We start from the raw sequence: 18940 nt of genomic DNA on the forward strand, positions 1-18940 counted from the left end.
ATCGAACCAAAATTTAGTTTAGCTGTTTACTCATTAAAAACTATAACATTTAAATTTTTGTACCATGAAAAAATTATTGCCTATTTTACTCGTAACCCTGTTTTTGGGGCTTAATTCTTATGCGCAGGATTACAATACTGGTATTGGCCTTCGGGGAGGCTGGGGAACTGGATTAACCATTAAGCATTTTTTAGGTGGAAATAAGGCAGTTGAAGGTATTTTTGACTCTCAATGGCATGGTTTCCGTGTTACCGGCTTATACGAAATACATAATCAAGCCTTTGGTGTCGATCGGTTAAACTGGTATTATGGGGTTGGCGCTCACATTGGTTTCTGGGATGGCGATCATTACCGCGATTACAACAATGACAGAAATTATACGGTAATCGGAGTCGATGGAATCCTGGGTTTGGAATACAATTTCAAAGAAATCCCTTTTAACATTGGAATCGACTGGAAACCGATGATCGATCTGGGAGGTTCTTCCGGTTTTTATGGCGACGGTGGTGCTATTTCGATTCGATACATTTTCTAAACGGATAGATTTAATTTGTTGAAAGTGGTGCGGTAAATCTATCGCACCACTTTCTTTTTCCAGAAATTAGAAGTAAACATCAACTTGAAAAGATGGATTTTCAGAAAGGTTTAAAATTTCAGTCATTTGTCGAATTCTGGGAATATCTACCGGACGACGAACGTATTATTGTAGATGTACTCAGGCAGATAATTCTGGAAAATTTGCCTTCAACCTGCAAAGAAAAACTAGCTTATAACGTACCGTACTACTACGGGAATAGGCGGATCTGCCTGATTTGGCCAGGATCTGTTCCCTGGGGAGGTATTCGCGAAGGTGTTTTATTCGGGTTTTGCCAGGGATATAAATTAGCCGATCTGGACAACTATCTAATTCATGGAACCAATAAACAAGTGTATTATAAGATTTTCCATTCAGTCGACGAAATTGATGAATTGGCGATCGTAAAGCTCTTAAAAGAGGCGGTTGCTGTTGATAAGAAATTTAAGCCCAACCGAAAATGACTGTTTCATATTTAAATATTTGCCCAAAACAGGTATGCTAATTTCAGAATTACGATCCGTCAAAAGCTCTTTAACACCACATTAGTCTTCCTTCTTCATTTCAACTTTAAATCCGGGGACTTTATAGTCTTCAGGCAAATAATCTGAAGGGATAGTGGTTGTATTTCCATCGCGTGCCGAGCGATAATGAGGCGACATGATTTCGATACCTCTTTCGTTGCACAAATCCTGAATATTCTGATGCAGGATTGAGTAGATAAAGGCTTGTTTGTTTGCTTCACGGGTATAGGCGTTAATCTGATACGAGACGTAAAAATCGTCGAGGCTGATTTGTAGCACGAAAGGTATTGGTTCCTGAAGTATATAATTTGTTTTCAGTGCTGCGTCAATTAAAACCTGGTGCATATCCCGCCATGGCACATCGTATCCAATGGTAACGGTTGTGTGTATTATCAGTCCTTTTTCCGGAGCATCACTGCTGTAATTAATTGTATGGCTATTCATCACGGTTGAGTTCGGGATCGAGATAATTTCATTCTTAATTGTCCTGATTCGGGTAACCAACAACGACTTTTCAATAACATCACCGGATATATCTCCAATTTTTACCCGGTCGCCTATGCTAAATAATCGCATGTAGGTAAGCACCAATCCGGCAATAATATTCGAAAGCGATCCGGCAGAACTAAACGTAAAAAGGAAACCAAGAAAAACCGAGACTCCCTGAAAAATTGCAGAATTACTGCCCGGCAAATACGGAAAAATAACCACAACCATAAAGGCAAAAACCAAAACTTTGATAATCTGATAAGTCGGATTTGCCCAGTCGGGATAAAAACCAGTGATTTTTAAATCACCCTTTTCAATCTCCGATTTCAAAAAATACAGGCCTTTTAAAGCATACCTGAATGCACCAATAATAACCAGTATGGTAATTAAATTGGGTAGATAGTCCCACAATCCCGAAACAATTTGCTTTACCGGATTAAGGATGTATCCGAACAATGTTTCAGCAAAATTTTTGGTCCACGGAAAAATTCCGAACAAAATTGGAAGAGCAATATAAATTACTAACAAAATGATGATCCATTTCAGGATGCTATTGAGCCTTAACACAACCTCAACCTGAGCTTTGGAATCGAACAAGGTATAGTTCTGAATTTTTATACCTTTTATCAGGCGTCCCTCCTGCTCTCCTATTTTTTTTGCAGTCCATTTAAATAGTTTCCCAACATAAAATATAATTAATCCGATAATTAGCAGCACTAAAAGCGCAAGGGCGATTTCCTTTCCAAGCATCACCAAACTAATCTCCGATTTATATTTCAACAACGCAGAAACAATAACATTTCGGTACTGCTCTGCCAGCTCGACCCTTGTTGAATTATTCCAAAGAGCATCACTCTCCGAAATACTCATAATAATCTTATCCTCAAGCACAATATCGGTACTTACATCAGATTCTTCCAGTCGGATTGAGTCAGGCTTGAACCCAAAATTGGAAGCCAGTTCATTTATCCGTTTACTTATTGCGTCTGCCCTTTCTTTAGCCGAAAAACTTCCTAACCTCCCGTATATGAGAATTAGCGTATCGTTAAAAAAACCAATCACCGGAAATCCTTTTGCGGTATGCCTAAGCGAATCTATTTGCGCTTTTTTTTGTGCAAGCCGGTTCTTTTCTTTCTCTTTTAGTTCCTGAAGTTGATTCTGAAGGACTTCTTTCTCGAATCGGTCATTCGTCTTTAACAAAGTCAATCGCTCTTCCAGCTTGACTTTACTGATCGAGTCGGCAATTCGTTGCTGTTCGAATTGATTCAATTTTTTACTGAAGCTCTGAAGGATAGCTGTATTTACAGAATCGTTATTCTTTACAAAAACCTCATTCTTAGCACTTAAATTCAGGCTGAGTGCCAGAAAAACTACGCATTGAAAGAATGTAATGTAAAGCTTATTCATAGCGATTCCAGGTTTAAAATTTATTTCCGGCTGCTTAGTACATGACAAAAACATAAACAATTGATTATCAACAAAATAAGTATTAAAATATTTGCATAAAACCCTGAATATCATTATCTTACAAGGGATTACCACATCACTTAGTAAGAAATATGACACCCAGGGTAGATGCTAAAAGTAGTGAATTAGTTTCCATTTTCCATAAGCAATCAGGTTGGAATCTGGCACGAGTAAAGTTCTTTGTTTTCATGATCAGTGCACTATGTAAGGTGCAAACAGTTGGTTTTGAGAAGTTGGCTACAGCTTTTGACAGTAATGCCAGTACCAGTTCCTCTCTGAGGAGAATACAGCGGTTTATGTCTGAATATCTACTTGATACAGATTTGATCGCCAAATTAATATTCAGACTATTACCTCATGAACCACCTTTCCGTCTGGCAATGGATAGGACAAATTGGAAGTTTGGACAGCAGAATATCAATGTATTGGTAATTGCAGTTGTTTATCATGGAGTTGCTTTTCCGCTGTTGTTTAAGTTGTTGCCCAAGTTTGGTAATTCAAACACCAATGAACGCATTGAATTGATTGAACGGTTTATCCGTCTTTTTGGATCTGCTTCGTTGGATTGTTTGACCGCAGATCGGGAGTTTGTTGGAGAACGATGGATCAAGTATCTGAATGAGAACCGGATTCGTTACTATATCCGCATCCGCGAAAACTTTTGGGTTTTGCAACCTCACAATGGCAAACGAGTTAAAGCCAGTTGGCTGTTTGCCGATTTGCCGCTAAATGGTTGCCGAGTGAACCACCGTATTATTTATCTGAACGATCAACTGTGTTATCTGTCAGCCTCTAAAGTAAAGAACAAAGATGGAAAGCCTGAATTGCAGATTGTTATCTCATTCAACAAGCCAGAAGATGCACTTTGTATTTACAAAGAACGATGGCAGATTGAAACTGCTTTTAGAGCTTTAAAAACAAGTGGCTTTAATATTGAAGATACACACTTGACTGAAATTGGAAGAATTGAAAAACTGTTTGCATTGGTGATAGTAGCTTTTACATGGGCATACCTTGTCGGTGATTATTTGCACAGATACATCAAACCAATCCCGATCAAGAAACATGGAAACAAAACTAAAAGTCTATTCAAATATGGTCTAACATATATTGCAACTGTTCTTTTAAACGCTTTCTTTCAAGATGATATCGATATTTTTAAATTTTTGTCATGTACTTAGTTCCGGCTGTCATTTTAAAAATGCAAGAGATGAACAAATCGTATTTTAACACCTATTGGTATGGCAGCAAATCCTTCCCTGCTGTCCTCTCTTCGGTTTTCAACACTTCGGTTACCACATAAGTACTCATGCCACGCCATGGTAAGCTATGAAGGTATTCTTTATATCTGAGTTCAACAACTTTACCACTGTTTCGTTCAAGAATAGAGGCAATACTATCATTCGTTACGCTAAATTCGAACTCATTGCTTTGTACTGCGCCTGGAGTTGTTGATTTAAACCCATCCTGAATTAATCGTCCTTCGTAGGTTTTAAATACAAATCCCTTCTTGACAAAGAAGTTGAGGTTTCCAGCTTTTACACCTTCGCCAAAAACGAAATAATACCGCCACCAAATGAATACAGCAAGAACAACTAAAATAACCAGCAAGCTTAATTTCAGGAATTTTCTCATGACAATAAATGTTTGGATTAGTATTTCGCTTTTTTTTGAAAGAACTGAATTTAAAACTATCCCAAGATACACAAAAACACCGTGTTCCTGTCCTGATTATTTCAAAGGAGCGGATGTATTGCTATTTTTAAAGTCCTTCAGGATGATAGTGGTTATTGCATTATAATCGTTGTTGTAATGATGATTGCCCGGAAGTGTTTCAATACTGATTCCATTGCCCGAAAAAGCTTTCAGTCTTTCTTCATCCTCATCATTCCCAAAGATACAAACCGGATTCATCGCTTTGATTTGCTTCATTTCCTTAACCACATCATACTTATCTTTGGTTTTCATATGTAGCATATCAGTGAGATGTATTTCGAAATCGCCAGTCAAATCAGGAGAGAAGCAATATACCCCCTTCAATGTTTCTTTTACCGGGTCAGTAAAATTACTGGCAACGAAAGGAGCAACACATGCGCCAAAAGAGTACCCCAGCAGAACAAAAGTTTTCTTATTCCAGAGCCTCATATAATGCTGAATTGCAGGAGTTATTGCGTTAGCAACCTGGCTAGGCTGCTTTTCGTCCCAAAAATATTTCTGGGCATCGAGCCCAACAACAGGAATTCCCTTTTCAGCAAACTTTTCACAAACAGCCTGATCAAAACTCGTCCAACCGCCATCTCCCGATATAAAAAAGGCTAGTGGCAAATCATTCTTCTCGGCCGAAGGGATAACCGCTAAAGGCAAATCACTCTTATACAACGAATCGCGCTGTGCCTGCAGCAAAACATTTTCATTCGATTTTTTCTGCATGTACTCAGGTTCAGTCAACACTTTTTTGTAAGCCGAAACAAATTGTGGCAACCAATTCCGGGTAACCGCAAATCCATGGCCAACATTAGGTAAACTAACTACTTCGCCCATGGGCATATTCTCAACATATTTCCTGGTTTCGAAATAGTTACAAACCTGATCGATGGTTCCATTCATGGCAATGAACGGAGCTGTAAGATTCATACAAGGGTCAAGAATATACGTTTTCCCTTCTTTAACTGTATGCGAATTAAGGCCGTTGCCCCGACAAAGTGGCCGGTCAATTTCAATATCAGGACAGAAGCCCAACGAAATAGCGCCCTTGAACGTATTGGCCGGAGCTTGTGCCAAAGCGCCATAAGCCAAAGTTGCTCCTGAAGAGTAGCCAACCAAAATCGGCTTTAAGTACTTTCCAAATTTATATTTCTTCTGAATGGTAAGGCTAATCTCTTCCAAATCGGCTGCCGGATAATAGCATCTTGATTTTGAAGTTTTGATGTTCTTCAGGTAGGTCAGGATATTGATTCCTGCAACCATAGCACCCTGCACGACAATGTTGCTGGTCATGTCAATAGCCCCTTTATTCCAGCCGCCATCGCCTGAAATGAAAATCACAAATGAATCAGGCACATGTGTTGGATGATAAATGACAACCTTTCCAAAAGCTGCAAACGATAAAGTGTCAACAGAATTTGCTTCTGAATATTCACCTAAAAAGAAAAGTACTGCGACAATCAGAAAAGCCTGTTTCATGTTGCTATGGTTTTATCACATTGGTCAAAACAGTTGGTACCTGAAGTAATTCATAATCGTGCTGGTAGATCAGATATTTGTTGTGCCACACCGGATCGAATTTTTCTTTGTATTCGCGCAATCCTTTATAATGCGAAAATGACCTGATTTTTTCGTAGGCAAACTTCATCGACTTCTCCGGAAATGTATGCGGATCGTTGAGTCCGCTCATAGGTGCAAATCCTAAATTGACAAAGGTTATTTGTTTCGATTTCAGATATTTGAAAAGCTCAACCAAGATGAAATCCATCACTCCATTGGGCGCATCTTTTGTTTTTCGTATTAAATCGTAGGTCGCTTCATTTTTTGCATAGTCGGGTATAATGTTCAGGAAAGCAACAATTTTTTCCTCCGGACTTTCAACCGTAATAATGGTTTGCTGTTTCAGTTCATCCCAGTCGAACATGCCCTGCGAAAAGATAATTTCTGTCCGCTCCATATCATTCAACCACTCATCGCTTACCGATTTAATTTTCTGAAGAATGCCATCTTTCACCGGAGCTTCGTGAATGGTGGCTTTAAAACCACGGTCAATCACTTTATTTATCGCATTGCGCATCGGTTTTTTAGTGCCACCTTCAAGCTTAAATGTGGTTAAATCAACCACTCCCTCCTGCCCCAAAAAGAGATTTTTTTTGCGCAGTTGCTTATAAATTTCCAGACTTTCTTCCGGAACCCGGTAATAGATACTTTTCATTCCGCTTTCGTAGCAATACCTATCAAATTCAAAGATACAAGTCTTCATCTCCTCCTTGCTTTCAGCAACCGGATCTTCAAGTACTACAGCAAAATTTCCGGAGATACGGTACGAAACAAATGCCTTATTGCTTTCAGAAAAGAAAATCAGTTTATCAGCCGAAGTCTTAAAATAATCGAGCGCCGAATTTCCATGTGCTTTTAAAAGATTGTTAGCCATTTCCCGCTCTTCTTCAGAAATATTTTCATGAGGGATGTATGTTCTGACAAATGTATAAATCAGAAAACCAATGGAAAAAACGCCACTGATATTGATGGAAAGTAAAAATTTCCGTGCAAAAGCACTAGTTGGGACAAGGGTATCGCTGCTAATCAGGAAATAATTCTCGATCGTATATCCAATTGATTGCCAAACACTAAAGTCAATATTAAAATGCTTTTTGTTGAGAAAGTAAAAACCAACAATTCCGTATATCAGTGTTGCTATAGCGGTCAGAATCGAGGTTTGCAGACCCACATTTCGCATCTTCGGATTTGTTTTCACGTAGTATTCTTTCCGGGTTCCAAGTAAAATGACAATGGCCATAAAAGCGATGATGGCTTCTTCAAAATCAATAGCTTTAGTTAGGTGACCAACCAACGAAACTAAACTTAATACAATAGCAAACCACCAGGCTGTTCGTAATCCTTTCAGTAAAAATGCGGCTGTAACCAGCAACAATAACCCGGCCGTTAATACGAGGTAGTTAGACGTATGAATGGCTTGAGCTGGTAAAAACTCTTTCACAATATCCAACCTTTCAGAAATGGCCGGTGTGAGCACCGAAATGATGTTGATAATACCCAGAGCCAAAAGAAAAAATGCCGGAAAAACGCGCATCAAAAGCTTATTTACCTTCGATAAAAATGCCAGAATACCCACCAGCAAAGGCGACCAGAACTCGAAGAAACGATAAAGGAATGTAATGGCAATTGCCTCAACATTTCCGAAACCAAACCGAAGAAGCACATAAGTCATCGAAACTTCGATGGCGCCAAGTCCACGTAAAAATGGCGAAACAATCAGGAAAATGACTGAAATAATGTAGCCCAACACCGCCGCAAGCAGCGATGGAGTAAAATTGAGCGCCAACATAGCTACATACAGATGTGCAATTCCAATGAATTCAATAACTACCGACGTCAACACCGTGTAGATAAACGCTTTCTTATCAATCCGGTTATTCTGTAAATCGTTCATAAAAACCTCTGTTGTTGGCACAAACTTGACCAACAGATTGTATAAAACCCCCTTTTTAAGGATTGAACGATAGGCAAAAAACAATGCCAGTTTCAGAAGGATAATCGCAGCTAAAGCATACCACTCTCCAGAGCCAATAGTTCCCTCAACAACAGCATACAAAAAAGCAGGTATTGCAACTATGACCACCGAAAGTATTCCGATAAAGCCATAAATTGAAGAAGCAAAATGAATCTGCGTATTTTTTATTCCCTTTTTCTCGATAGCGCCGGTGAAAAATGCCAGCGACGAAACACCCCCGGCAGGCAAAAAGACGCTGATCAGATTTCGTTTTATGAACAACATGGTCGAATCGATAAGCGACACTTTATGGCGGGTTGCAGCAAAGGCAAACACATACATTAATCCCTGAAGTAAAATATAAACGACTGTTAAAGAAATACCTACAAAAACCCATTCCCAATTCGCCGAACGAAGCACATCTTTCACCTGAAACAATTCGGAACGCTCGTGCTGAATAAACCAGATTCCGATTGCAACAAAAAACAAGGTAAAAATAAATTGAAGTATGATCTTCTTGTTCTCGCGCAAGAACGGATTGGCATGTTCTTTTAAAAGGGTAGATAAATATCTGATTGATAATTCGCTTTTCATATCGGGGGATAATAATTCTGAAAATTATTCCTTGTTTTGATGTTTATCAAAATTAACAAAAATTGTCCTTCGTTGGTGTTAACCGAAAGTTAATGGCAGTAACAAACAAAAGTCATAAAAGCAAAACCCTCTTCCGGCGAACCGAAAGAGGGTTTTAAAATTTATTTATTTGAAGGGTATGCGCGATCGATTACATCATTCCGCCCATGCCGCCACCCATTCCACCGCCCATTGGTGGCATAGCTGGTTTGTCTTCTTTTTCTTCAACCAATACACATTCGGTAGTCAGGAACATACCAGCGATTGAAGCTGCATTTTCCAACGCGATGCGGGTTACTTTAGCAGGATCGATCACACCAGCTTCGTATAGGTTTTCGTAAACATCAGTGCGGGCATTGTATCCAAAATCAGCTTTTCCTTCGCTAACTTTCTGTACAACAACAGCGCCTTCTTTACCAGCATTGAAAACAATCTGGCGTAAAGGTTCCTGAATAGCGCGTTTCACGATTTCGATACCAGTGGTTTCGTCTTCGTTTTCGCCAGTTAAACCTTCCAGAACAGCAATGCTACGGATGTATGCAACACCACCACCAGGAACAATTCCTTCTTCAACAGCAGCACGGGTTGCATGCAAAGCATCGTCAACACGGTCTTTTTTCTCTTTCATTTCAACTTCTGAAGCAGCGCCGATATAAAGTACAGCAACACCACCAGCTAGTTTAGCCAAACGTTCCTGAAGTTTTTCTTTATCGTAATCAGACGTAGTTGTTTCAATCTGTTTTTTGATTTGTCCAATTCTGCTTTTAATAGCATCTTCCGAGCCTTCGCCTGCAACAACAGATGTCTTTTCTTTGTCGATGGTAATTTTATCGGCTCTTCCAAGCATTTCCAGAGTTGCGTCTTCCAATTTCATTCCTTTTTCTTCGGTAATTACTACACCACCGGTCAATACAGCTAAGTCTTCCAACATTTCTTTTCTGCGGTCGCCAAATCCTGGAGCTTTTACAGCACAAACCTTAATTGTACCCTGAAGTTTATTTACAACAAGAGCCGAAAGTGCTGTTCCGTCAACATCTTCAGCAATAATCATCAACGGACGACCAGCTTTAGCTGTTTGTTCCAAAACCGGCAGAATATCCTGAATCGTACTGATTTTTTTGTCATAGATCAGAATATATGGATGATCTAAATCAGCCGCCATTTTTTCTGAATCAGTAATGAAATATGGAGAAATGTAACCACGATCGAATTGCATACCTTCAACCAAATCAACATAAGTTTCGGTTCCTTTGGCAGCTTCAACTGTGATTACACCTTCTTTATTTACTTTTTTCATTGCTTCAGCAATCAACGATCCAATAGCGCTGTCATTATTGGCAGCAATTTTGGCAACCTGCTCAATTTTACTGAAGTCATCGCCAACATTCTGAGACTGAGCTTTAATGCTTTCAACCACTTTCAGAACAGCTTTGTCGATACCACGTTTCAAATCCATTGGATTTGCGCCGGCAGCAACGTTTTTCAAACCTACTGAAATCAATGATTGTGCAAGAACTGTGGCAGTTGTAGTTCCGTCACCAGCATCGTCACCAGTTTTGCTGGCCACTTCTTTTACCATCTGAGCACCGATGTTTTCGTATGCGTTAGAAAGTTCAATTTCTTTAGCAACAGATACACCGTCTTTGGTGATCTGTGGAGCGCCAAATTTCTTTTCGATAACCACGTTGCGGCCTTTTGGTCCGAGGGTTACTTTTACTGCATCAGCCAATTTGTCAACGCCTTTTTTCAGAAGGTCGCGGGCTTCGATATTGAATTTAATTTCTTTTGCCATTTTAAATACTTTTTAAATCGTTGTCAATCAATTATTCTGCAATAAATAACACGTCAGTTTGCGACATCAGCAAATAGTCAGCGCCATCAATGCTCAATTCGGTTCCGGAATATTTTCCGTAGAAAACCACATCGCCAACACTAATTTCCATTGGTTCGTCTTTTTTAGGAGCACCAACTAAAACTACTTCACCAACCTGTGGTTTTTCTTTTGCTGAATCAGGAATTACGATTCCGCTAGTTGTTTTCTTTTCTGCTTCCTTGGGCTGAACCAAAATTTTACCAGCCAGGATTTTTCCTTTTAAATCTGCCATTTTCGAATTATTTTAATTGGTTATAAATTTTATTTTTTTGATACCCGAACCATTCAGATATTGTGCCAAATCGATTCGTGTCGAAAATCATCTCCTGAATGGGACATTTTTGCACCTGACAATTAAACCAAACCGTGATAAAATCTATAACAGCCTGAATTTAAAACGGTTTTATCTTTAAACACGACTGTCATCTGCCGTGTCAGACTGTCAGTCCGTCTCCATTCCGTCCGAACAAAGCTTTATGCCTTGAAAACGCTCTCCCGCGGACGGTTAACCTCATTCTTTTCTCTTTCTACAAATATTTTGCACCTCTGGTGCTGAAGACCCAGCATATTGATCACTGGTTTTCATAGAACTCTTAATTGCGATGACGATCTGAATTCTCAAGACCAGCCCCCTTCCCTTTCGGGGAAGGGTTGGGGATGGGGCTTTGGAGCTTCTTTTAATAAACTTCCACGTTTGAAATAACCGGACAGGCTTTTGAATCAGAAATTACAATCCGAATATTTTGTGCTTCAGTTGGGAAAATACGCAAAATTCTTTTGTAGCCGATGGTTGTACCTTTGGCTACTGACACCCATTTCCCATCTCTTGCAATTTCAACCGAGAAGTTTTTTACACGTTGTCCCAGCTTAATGTATTCCTGAAGGATCACAAAGCTAATTAATTTAGGTGCGCCCAAATCGATTACCAAACTACCAGTTTTTTCGTCATCGTTGGTTGCCCAATACGTTTCTTTATCTCCGTCGGTAACCATCGAGGCATTGTAATCGACCGAATTTCCACGAAAACTTGACGCTGTAGCGAGCTTGTTTAATGCCAGGTTGGTTTTAAAATATCCATCGATTAATTTTTTCCAGCCTTGAAGAGCTGCCACATCAATTTCGTTGATCAATCCACGACGATCCGGAGGAATATTCAGAATCAGGTTAGCTCCGCGGCCTACCGAACTCAGGTAAATATCGAACAATTGTTCAGGGGTTTTAACCAGTGAGTCTTCTTTGGCATGGTAAAACCATCCCGGGCGAATCGAAACATCCACCTCCGCCGGAATCCAGCTTGTGCCGTTTTCACTTCCCGTATTTAACAAATTCTCAATGCCACTTTTCCCTGCATAAAGTGTATCAGGAGTAATGGTGTTCCAATTGGTTTCCTGAACCGATCCTCGTTCGTTTCCGCACCAGCGAATATCCGGGCCTGCATCGCTAAAGAAAATCACATTGGGTTCCATCTCACGCACCATTTTTAATGTGGTTGGCCAATCGTAATAGGTTTTCCCATCAATTTTTCGTTTTTCATTAGCGCCACCGTAAAATCCGTCGCCACCATTGGCGCCATCGAACCACATTTCGAAAACAGGTTTGTGAGCATCAAAAAGCTCTTTTAATTGGTTGCGGTAATATTCAACATACGAAGGAGAACCATAGTCAGCACGATTTCGATCCCAGGGAGAAAGATAAACTCCGAATTTCAAGCCGTCAACACGACAGGCTTTTTCAACTTCGTCAACCACGTCGCCTTTACCATTTTTGTATGGACTATTTTTGACCGAGTGTTCTGTGTATTTACTGGGCCATAAGCAAAAGCCATCGTGGTGCTTACATGTCAGAACCAAACCTTTTAACCCGGCGGCCTTAATGGTTTTGGTCCATTGCGTCACATCCATGGCTGTCGGATTAAAAACCGACTCTTTCTCATCGCCATATCCCCATTCTTTATCGGTGAAGGTGTTGGTGGTAAAATGCACAAAAGCGTATTGTTCCATCTCGTGCCAGGCCAATTGGCGATCAGTAGGTACAGGTAATACGGGTACTGGTGGAGGAACCGACTTCTTGCAGCCAGAGAAAATGAACAGATTACACAACAAAATCAGGCTTAATAATCGAAACGTCAGATTCATAATAGTTTAGTTTTGATGTTAGGAGGTCAGGTAAAAATAAAAAAAAGTCTTCAATGATTTTGCATTGAAGACTTTCTGTTATAGCGCGTTCAGAATTAAATCTGAATAAATTTCCTTATTTCTTAGCGTCAGAGGCCGGTGTAGTAGCCGGAGCTGGAGTAGATGCGTCAGGAGTTGCTTTAGTATCAGCAGGAGCTGGAAAAGTTGGTACCTGATTTGGATCAACGGCATTTTCGATCTGATCTTTAATTGCTGACTCTGCACCCTTTCTGGCATCTCTTGGAATAAAGGCAGTACCTCCAATGGATAGAACCAATAAAGCTCCTGCTAAAACCCAGGTTGCTTTTTCCAGGAAATCGGTTGTCTTGCGAACTCCCATGATTTGATTGGAAGATTGAAAGTTACTTGCCAAACCACCACCTTTTGAGTTCTGAACCAACACAATAAGAATCAGTAAAATACAAACGATGAATAATAAAACTGTGATCAGTGTGTACATATTAATGGAATTAATTGTTCATTAAAGTTTTGATTTTTTCGATCTGAGCGGCAAAGTAAGTACTTTTTTCCGGATATTTCAAACTTAATTTCTCAAATATCTGGATCGCTTTTTTGTAATATCCTTGCTGCGCATAAATGGTCGCCAGAGTTTCGGTTACAAAATCATCATTTTCCAACTCTTTTTGCTTCTCACTAATCATTGGCGATTCTGATTCCTGAACTTTTACCTGTGGCATTTTAGGCTGAGCTTCAAGAAATTTTTCGATCAATGTTTGCTTTTTATCAGGTTTATGCTGAATCGACCTTGCTGTTTCGCCCGTTGTCTCTTCCGTTTTATCGGTTGTTTCAAGATTGTATTCGGTCGGGAAAATGAGATTGAGAACATCAGAATCTTCCGAAGGTACTGACTGATCCAATTCTGATTGTTCAGGCATTGGTTCGTCGTTTTTTTGATTCAGGAACAAATACAAATTCCGGCGATCATGAATCCGGATAGCACCATTAATCAATTCCTGTTCGAACGACGAATCTTTCAGAATTTTTAGATTTTTCAGGTACAATATCCAACCAGATTCAAATGCAGGATACTGCTCGGTCAGCTCTTTCAATAGCGGAAGAGTTTCCTGATTCAACTGGTCAGGATGCTGTATGAATTGATAGATCTGATCGGCTGTCATAGGTTACCAGTTTGCTACTGAAGCATTAAAAATATCGTCGGCCAGTTTTTTGATGATTTCGGTAACAAGCGCATCTTCAGCATCACTAAGCGACCTGTTACTATCAAAATCTTCATATTCTGTGAATGTCTTTTCCCAATCCTGCTCATGATCTTTGTTGTTGGTGTATTTCGCCTTGATACTAATGGTGAGCCTGTTTTGAGTAGCAAGGTCACCCGTTGAAATATTCATCGGTTTCACATCGTACTCTGTAATCTGGCCTGAAAATTCAAGATCACCGTTCTCCTTAATCTGGTTGAGCGAAGTTTGCTTAATCAGCTTATTCTCCAATCCATCCGGGCCTTGAGTCAGAAGTTGGCTCAGGTTGGGATTAACCAATTTTGCACGGTTCGGGAAATAATAAACTGAGAATGTTTTAACATTGGGGGCAATAGACGCCCCGGTAAAAGAGTATGAAACTTTGCACGCTGTAAAAACCAGGGCAACGAAAACAACTGAAAGTAATATTTGTAGGGTACTTCGTTTCATAATTAATCGATGTCGTATTCTTTAATTTTCCGGTAAAGCGTTCGCTCCGAAATACCAAGTTCGCGAGCTGCATATTTTCGTTTTCCTTTGTGTTTTTCGAGCGCCTTCTGAATCATCTCAACTTCCTTATCTTCGAGCGACAATGATTCTTCAACAAATTCTTCAGTGTCAAAAATATTTTCGTGAGCTACCGGCTTGCCATTTGCCCTTGCCGTAACGGGTTGATCCGGAACATAATTGCCATTTTCTGTTTGATAAAGCTTCCTGATCAGCTGAGCATTATCGTCGCGAACATCAGCAATATTAGCTTCATTCTGAATAATATCATGAACAAGCTTTTTCAAGTCGTTCATATCCTTTTTCATGTCGAACAAAATCTGGTACAAGATTTCGCGTTCCGATGAAAACGTCTTTTCATCAACGCTGTGGTACAAAGCCGGAAGCTTATTTTCGCTGCTTACCGGGATGTAGCGCATTAATGTTTTTCCGTCGATGATACGCTCCTTTTCGATGATCGAAATTTGCTCGGTAATATTTTTCAATTGGCGCACATTGCCTGGCCACCGGTAACTTAGCAACACTCCCACCGCTTCATTATCCAAACGGATTGCTGGCATGCGATATTTATCAGCAAAATCGGAGGCAAACTTCCGGAAAAGCAGGTGAATATCTTCAGTACGGTCGCGCAGTGGCAAAACCCTGATTGGAACCGTATTCAACCGGTAATATAAATCTTCACGGAACCTTCCTTTTTCAATGGCATCGAGAATGTTCACATTGGTGGCACCAACAACCCTGACATTGGTTTTCATCACTTTCGATGATCCCACTTTCATAAACTCACCGGCTTCGAGTACGCGCAGTAACCTCACCTGTGTGGAAAGTGGCAATTCACCAATTTCGTCGAGGAAAATGGTTCCGCCATCGGCTTCTTCAAAGTATCCTTTCCGGTCGGCCATTGCACCTGTAAACGAACCCTTTTCGTGCCCGAAAAGCTCCGAATCAATGGTTCCTTCAGGAATAGCTCCGCAGTTTACGGCAATGTACTTTCCATGCTTCCGTGTCGAAAACTGATGAATAATCTGTGGGAAGGATTCTTTCCCGGTACCGCTCTCGCCTGTAATCAAGACAGAAAGGTCGGTTGGTGCAACCTGAACCGCAATCTCAATCACATGCAGCAAAGCAGGCGAACTTCCAATAATTCCGAATCGTTGTTTTATTTCCTGAATATCCATTATGAGGACAATATGTTTTTTAGCTTTGCAAAATTACTATTTTAACATTTAAATGCCGTTCAAAATTAAATTAACTTTGATTTCAATGCCTTAAGCTATGCCTGTTTTAACATGTTTTAGCTTTTTAACCTGAATTCATCAAATGTAATCATCACATGAAATGAGCATGACTGTAGAAACACGGTTTGAGGAGACAAGAAACTCATGCGAATTCCATGTGGCCATTAAAAAACAAATTATAATCACATGAACTTTATAGGAATTATCCCCGCCCGCTTTCAATCAACCCGATTTCCGGGGAAACCATTGGCTTATTTGGGTAGTAAACCCATCATTCAATGGGTGTACGAAAATGCAAAAGCAGCATTGGAAAATGTTTATGTAGCAACCGATGACGAACGAATTTATCAGGCTGTTGAAGCTTTCGGCGGAAAAGCAGTTTATACGTCACCGAATCACCAAAGCGGAACCGACCGCTGCGCCGAAGCTGCTCAAAAAATAGCAGAGTCGCTAAAATTCGATGTGGTAATCAACATTCAGGGCGACGAACCTTTTATCCGACCTGAACAAATTGAAGGGCTTAAGGCTTGCTTCGATTCACCTTTGGCTGAAATTTCAACATTAATAAAACCCATTTCAAACGCTGCCGAAATCACCAACATTAACCGCCCCAAAGTGGTGATTAACAAGAACACTGAAGCCATGTATTTTAGCCGTTCGCCCATCCCTTTTGTACGCGACAGCAAGCCTGACGAATGGATAAATCGGAATACTTTTTACAGTCATATCGGGATGTACGCTTATCGGTTCGATATTTTACTTGAGCTGACTCAACTGCCGCTTGGCATTCTAGAAAAAGCCGAATCGCTTGAACAATTGCGCTGGCTTGAAAATGGGTACAGGATCAAAACGGCACAAACTTCGTTCGAAAATATCGGCATCGATACTCCTGAAGATTTGGAAGAAGCTCGTAAATTTTTGATGTCGTAAAGCTTTCAGGAAAAATAAGACTGAATCCCGAATACTGTATGAACACGACCATCCAACATTCAAGACTCCAATGTACTGATCAAGGATTGTATTTCTTTAAAGAATCGGGTACGAGTTTATTATTTTTGCAAGCGTAATTGTTTTTCCTGAGGAAGTTATCCAGCTCATCTTTCATCTGCTTTTGGTGGTTGCTGTTTCCAAGTGGTTCAAGGTTCAAATCAGGCGCAATCCGATAAACAGTTTGGTTCGATAGGAATTGATCGGTACTCATCATATCCAGGATTTCATTTTTATTCCGCATCAACGGATAAGTCTGCAAACTTCGGAAGTCAACTGAGTTATCCAGACCATGACCAATCCATGCGGCGACCGTTGGGCGTTTGATGTATTTCGCAGCATTGAGCATCGCAATTAATGATGGCGCAATGTCGAAATGAGTAACGACTGACGAAAATTTTTCAGCCTTTTTCAGCATCGGAGAATAAATTACCAACGGCACGTGGAAGCGGTCGATTTGAGTGCTGATCGGTATTTCAGGCATGCGGTGATCGCCTGTGATAATGAAAATCGTGTTCTGAAATGAGACTAATTTACTGTATTCTTTCATGAAAGACCGGAACGAGTCATCGAAGTAGAGGATGGATGCGAACTGAGCATCGTATTGATGATCAAATGCTTTTGTTTTATCTGTCAGCTTCAGTGAATTCAGGCGATCGTTAAATTTCTGGTTGTAATAGTCCTGATTAGTTACAACAAAGGGAGAGTGCATGGCCAGAGTCAACACAACATCAAGTCTTTTTGCATCGGGATTTGAGGTGACATACTCAATATTTCTACGGAAAATCTCACGATCGCCATATCCCCATGAGAATCCACTGCTCCCTGAAGGAAGTTTTGTGTAATCGGCGCCAAATTTGCGGCTGTCGATAATCTGGTCGGTTCCTTGACGGCGAAGAAAAGATTCCATGTTATCAAATTCAGCTTCACCTCCATAAGTAAATGAACTAGTATAACCAGCCTGTTTTTTTAGCAGACTAATCAAGCTGAGATGATCAGGCATATTTTCGCCTAACTCGGAAAACCCATGATCGCCAAAAGGTAGCGAAGCAAGAGTTGACGGCAATACCTGAAAAGTTCGCCCGGATGTACTCAGGCAATTCTCCCAATACAAACTTTTTTGCATCAACGAATCGAGAAAAGGAGTAAAACTTCCCAAATAAGCATTTTCGCCACTATAGGCACGCCCAAGGCTCTCAACAATTACAAGCACAATATTTGGAGGTGTTTCTCCCAGATTAAAATACTTTCCGAGAACATCAGGAGTAGTTTCCTGATGAAGAAATGGAAAATCCGGGTTGATATACGTAAATGGATTTCCTTCAGAAGAAGCAGTAACCGGTGTAAACGTGAATATTTTATTGTTTAATGATCCTTGATTGAGGTAATGGCCAAGCATACTTTCGAAAAAAAAGTTGAGCTTATTGGAGGCGACAAACATGCTGAATTCATCGTCGTATTTGGATGAATCGGTCTCAAGTTGTTTGAACGGAAGCAAAGAAATGATCATTACAGCAGCTAATAACCAAATTAACCATGGTTTTAATCTGAAATAAACATGATTGCGAAAAACTCGAATCATAATTATCAGGAAAAGGACAATCATTATAGACGGCAAAAGATTCATTCCACCTGAAGTAGCAACAGTATGTTGTATTTCCTGAAGAGAGTAACCTAATAAGTCGGCACCAAGTGGTACCCTGGCTGTTGCGAAATACTGCATTAAAAGCATGTCCCCAAGAATCAGCAAGATGCTAATGGTAATGAAAAAGATTCGGGCTGCTTTCTGACTGAAATAGGCCAACAGCAGGAAGGGAAGCATTAAAATTGCGGAAACACGCAAATATAAAATCAGGTCGAATTTTAACCCTGAAATTAGACTCAGGTAACTGCCCTCCGGATAATTAGAGAAATTAGAAGTAATTACGAATTCGTAAAAACGAACAATCAGAATCATAGACGCCAAAATAAAACTCAGGCTAAGAAATCGTCTTAATGAACGAACGATAAGCTGTATTGATTCTCTGTAATTCATCCTA

At 40.1% G+C, this 18940-nt stretch carries 16 protein-coding genes; 4 read left to right on the forward strand and 12 right to left on the reverse strand.

Annotation, left to right across the window (positions count from 1 at the left end):
- Positions 1–64 precede the first annotated feature (64 nt).
- Together AQPE_RS07355 and AQPE_RS07360 are read left to right on the forward strand one after the other, a co-directional pair.
- Positions 65–535: a hypothetical protein gene (locus AQPE_RS07355; RefSeq protein ID WP_318350413.1), complete on the forward strand. Its 471-nt coding sequence runs from the start codon at positions 65–67 to the stop codon at positions 533–535.
- A gap of 92 nt (positions 536–627) precedes the next feature.
- Positions 628–1038 (forward strand): DUF1801 domain-containing protein, encoded by a 411-nt coding sequence (locus tag AQPE_RS07360; RefSeq protein WP_318350414.1) that lies wholly within the window; start codon positions 628–630, stop codon positions 1036–1038.
- 81 nt (positions 1039–1119) lie between these two features.
- Here the strand turns inward: AQPE_RS07360 and AQPE_RS07365 are convergent, their stop codons facing one another.
- Positions 1120–2994: a mechanosensitive ion channel family protein gene (locus AQPE_RS07365; RefSeq protein ID WP_318350415.1), complete on the reverse strand. Its 1875-nt coding sequence runs from the start codon at positions 2992–2994 to the stop codon at positions 1120–1122.
- A gap of 152 nt (positions 2995–3146) precedes the next feature.
- On the opposite strand from AQPE_RS07365, the gene AQPE_RS07370 reads away from it, so the two are divergent.
- On the forward strand, positions 3147–4235 hold the full coding sequence (locus AQPE_RS07370) for an IS4 family transposase (protein WP_318347135.1): 1089 nt from the start codon (positions 3147–3149) through the stop codon (positions 4233–4235).
- Positions 4236–4287: 52 nt separating this feature from the next.
- Here the strand turns inward: AQPE_RS07370 and AQPE_RS07375 are convergent, their stop codons facing one another.
- From AQPE_RS07375 to AQPE_RS07420, 10 genes are all read right to left on the reverse strand, one after another.
- Positions 4288–4689, reverse strand: coding sequence for a hypothetical protein (locus tag AQPE_RS07375; RefSeq protein WP_318350416.1), 402 nt, complete (start codon positions 4687–4689; stop codon positions 4288–4290).
- A 96-nt stretch (positions 4690–4785) separates the two neighbouring features.
- Entirely contained in the window at positions 4786–6237 is a 1452-nt protein-coding gene (locus AQPE_RS07380) for an AcvB/VirJ family lysyl-phosphatidylglycerol hydrolase (protein WP_318350417.1), read from the reverse strand.
- A gap of 4 nt (positions 6238–6241) precedes the next feature.
- Complete coding sequence (gene mprF, locus AQPE_RS07385; protein WP_318350418.1) at positions 6242–8866, reverse strand: bifunctional lysylphosphatidylglycerol flippase/synthetase MprF; 2625 nt, start codon at positions 8864–8866, stop codon at positions 6242–6244.
- Between the two features lie 190 nt (positions 8867–9056).
- Positions 9057–10697 (reverse strand): chaperonin GroEL, encoded by a 1641-nt coding sequence (gene groL / locus AQPE_RS07390; protein WP_318350419.1) that lies wholly within the window; start codon positions 10695–10697, stop codon positions 9057–9059.
- A 31-nt stretch (positions 10698–10728) separates the two neighbouring features.
- Positions 10729–11010 (reverse strand): co-chaperone GroES, encoded by a 282-nt coding sequence (locus AQPE_RS07395; protein WP_318350420.1) that lies wholly within the window; start codon positions 11008–11010, stop codon positions 10729–10731.
- A gap of 445 nt (positions 11011–11455) precedes the next feature.
- Entirely contained in the window at positions 11456–12913 is a 1458-nt protein-coding gene (locus tag AQPE_RS07400) for an alpha-L-fucosidase (RefSeq protein WP_318350421.1), read from the reverse strand.
- 115 nt (positions 12914–13028) lie between these two features.
- Positions 13029–13412, reverse strand: coding sequence for a preprotein translocase subunit SecG (gene secG, locus AQPE_RS07405; RefSeq protein WP_318350422.1), 384 nt, complete (start codon positions 13410–13412; stop codon positions 13029–13031).
- 10 nt (positions 13413–13422) lie between these two features.
- A complete protein-coding gene (locus AQPE_RS07410) occupies positions 13423–14091 on the reverse strand; it encodes a hypothetical protein (RefSeq protein WP_318350423.1) in 669 nt (222 codons plus the stop codon).
- A 3-nt stretch (positions 14092–14094) separates the two neighbouring features.
- Positions 14095–14619 carry an LptE family protein gene (gene lptE, locus AQPE_RS07415; protein WP_318350424.1) on the reverse strand — a complete coding sequence of 175 codons (525 nt, stop codon included), beginning with the start codon at positions 14617–14619 and terminating at the stop codon, positions 14095–14097.
- A gap of 2 nt (positions 14620–14621) precedes the next feature.
- A complete protein-coding gene (locus AQPE_RS07420) occupies positions 14622–15857 on the reverse strand; it encodes a sigma-54 interaction domain-containing protein (RefSeq protein WP_404801014.1) in 1236 nt (411 codons plus the stop codon).
- A gap of 243 nt (positions 15858–16100) precedes the next feature.
- Here AQPE_RS07420 and kdsB point away from each other — a divergent pair, with 243 nt between their 5' ends.
- Complete coding sequence (gene kdsB / locus AQPE_RS07425) at positions 16101–16844, forward strand: 3-deoxy-manno-octulosonate cytidylyltransferase (RefSeq protein WP_318350426.1); 744 nt, start codon at positions 16101–16103, stop codon at positions 16842–16844.
- 79 nt (positions 16845–16923) lie between these two features.
- Here the strand turns inward: kdsB and AQPE_RS07430 are convergent, their stop codons facing one another.
- Positions 16924–18936, reverse strand: a complete 2013-nt coding sequence (locus AQPE_RS07430; protein WP_318350427.1) for an LTA synthase family protein — start codon at positions 18934–18936, stop codon at positions 16924–16926.
- Between the last annotated feature and the right edge of the window lie 4 nt (positions 18937–18940).

It is taken from the genome of Aquipluma nitroreducens, assembly GCF_009689585.1.
Taxonomy (GTDB): Bacteria; Bacteroidota; Bacteroidia; order Bacteroidales; family Prolixibacteraceae; genus Aquipluma; species Aquipluma nitroreducens.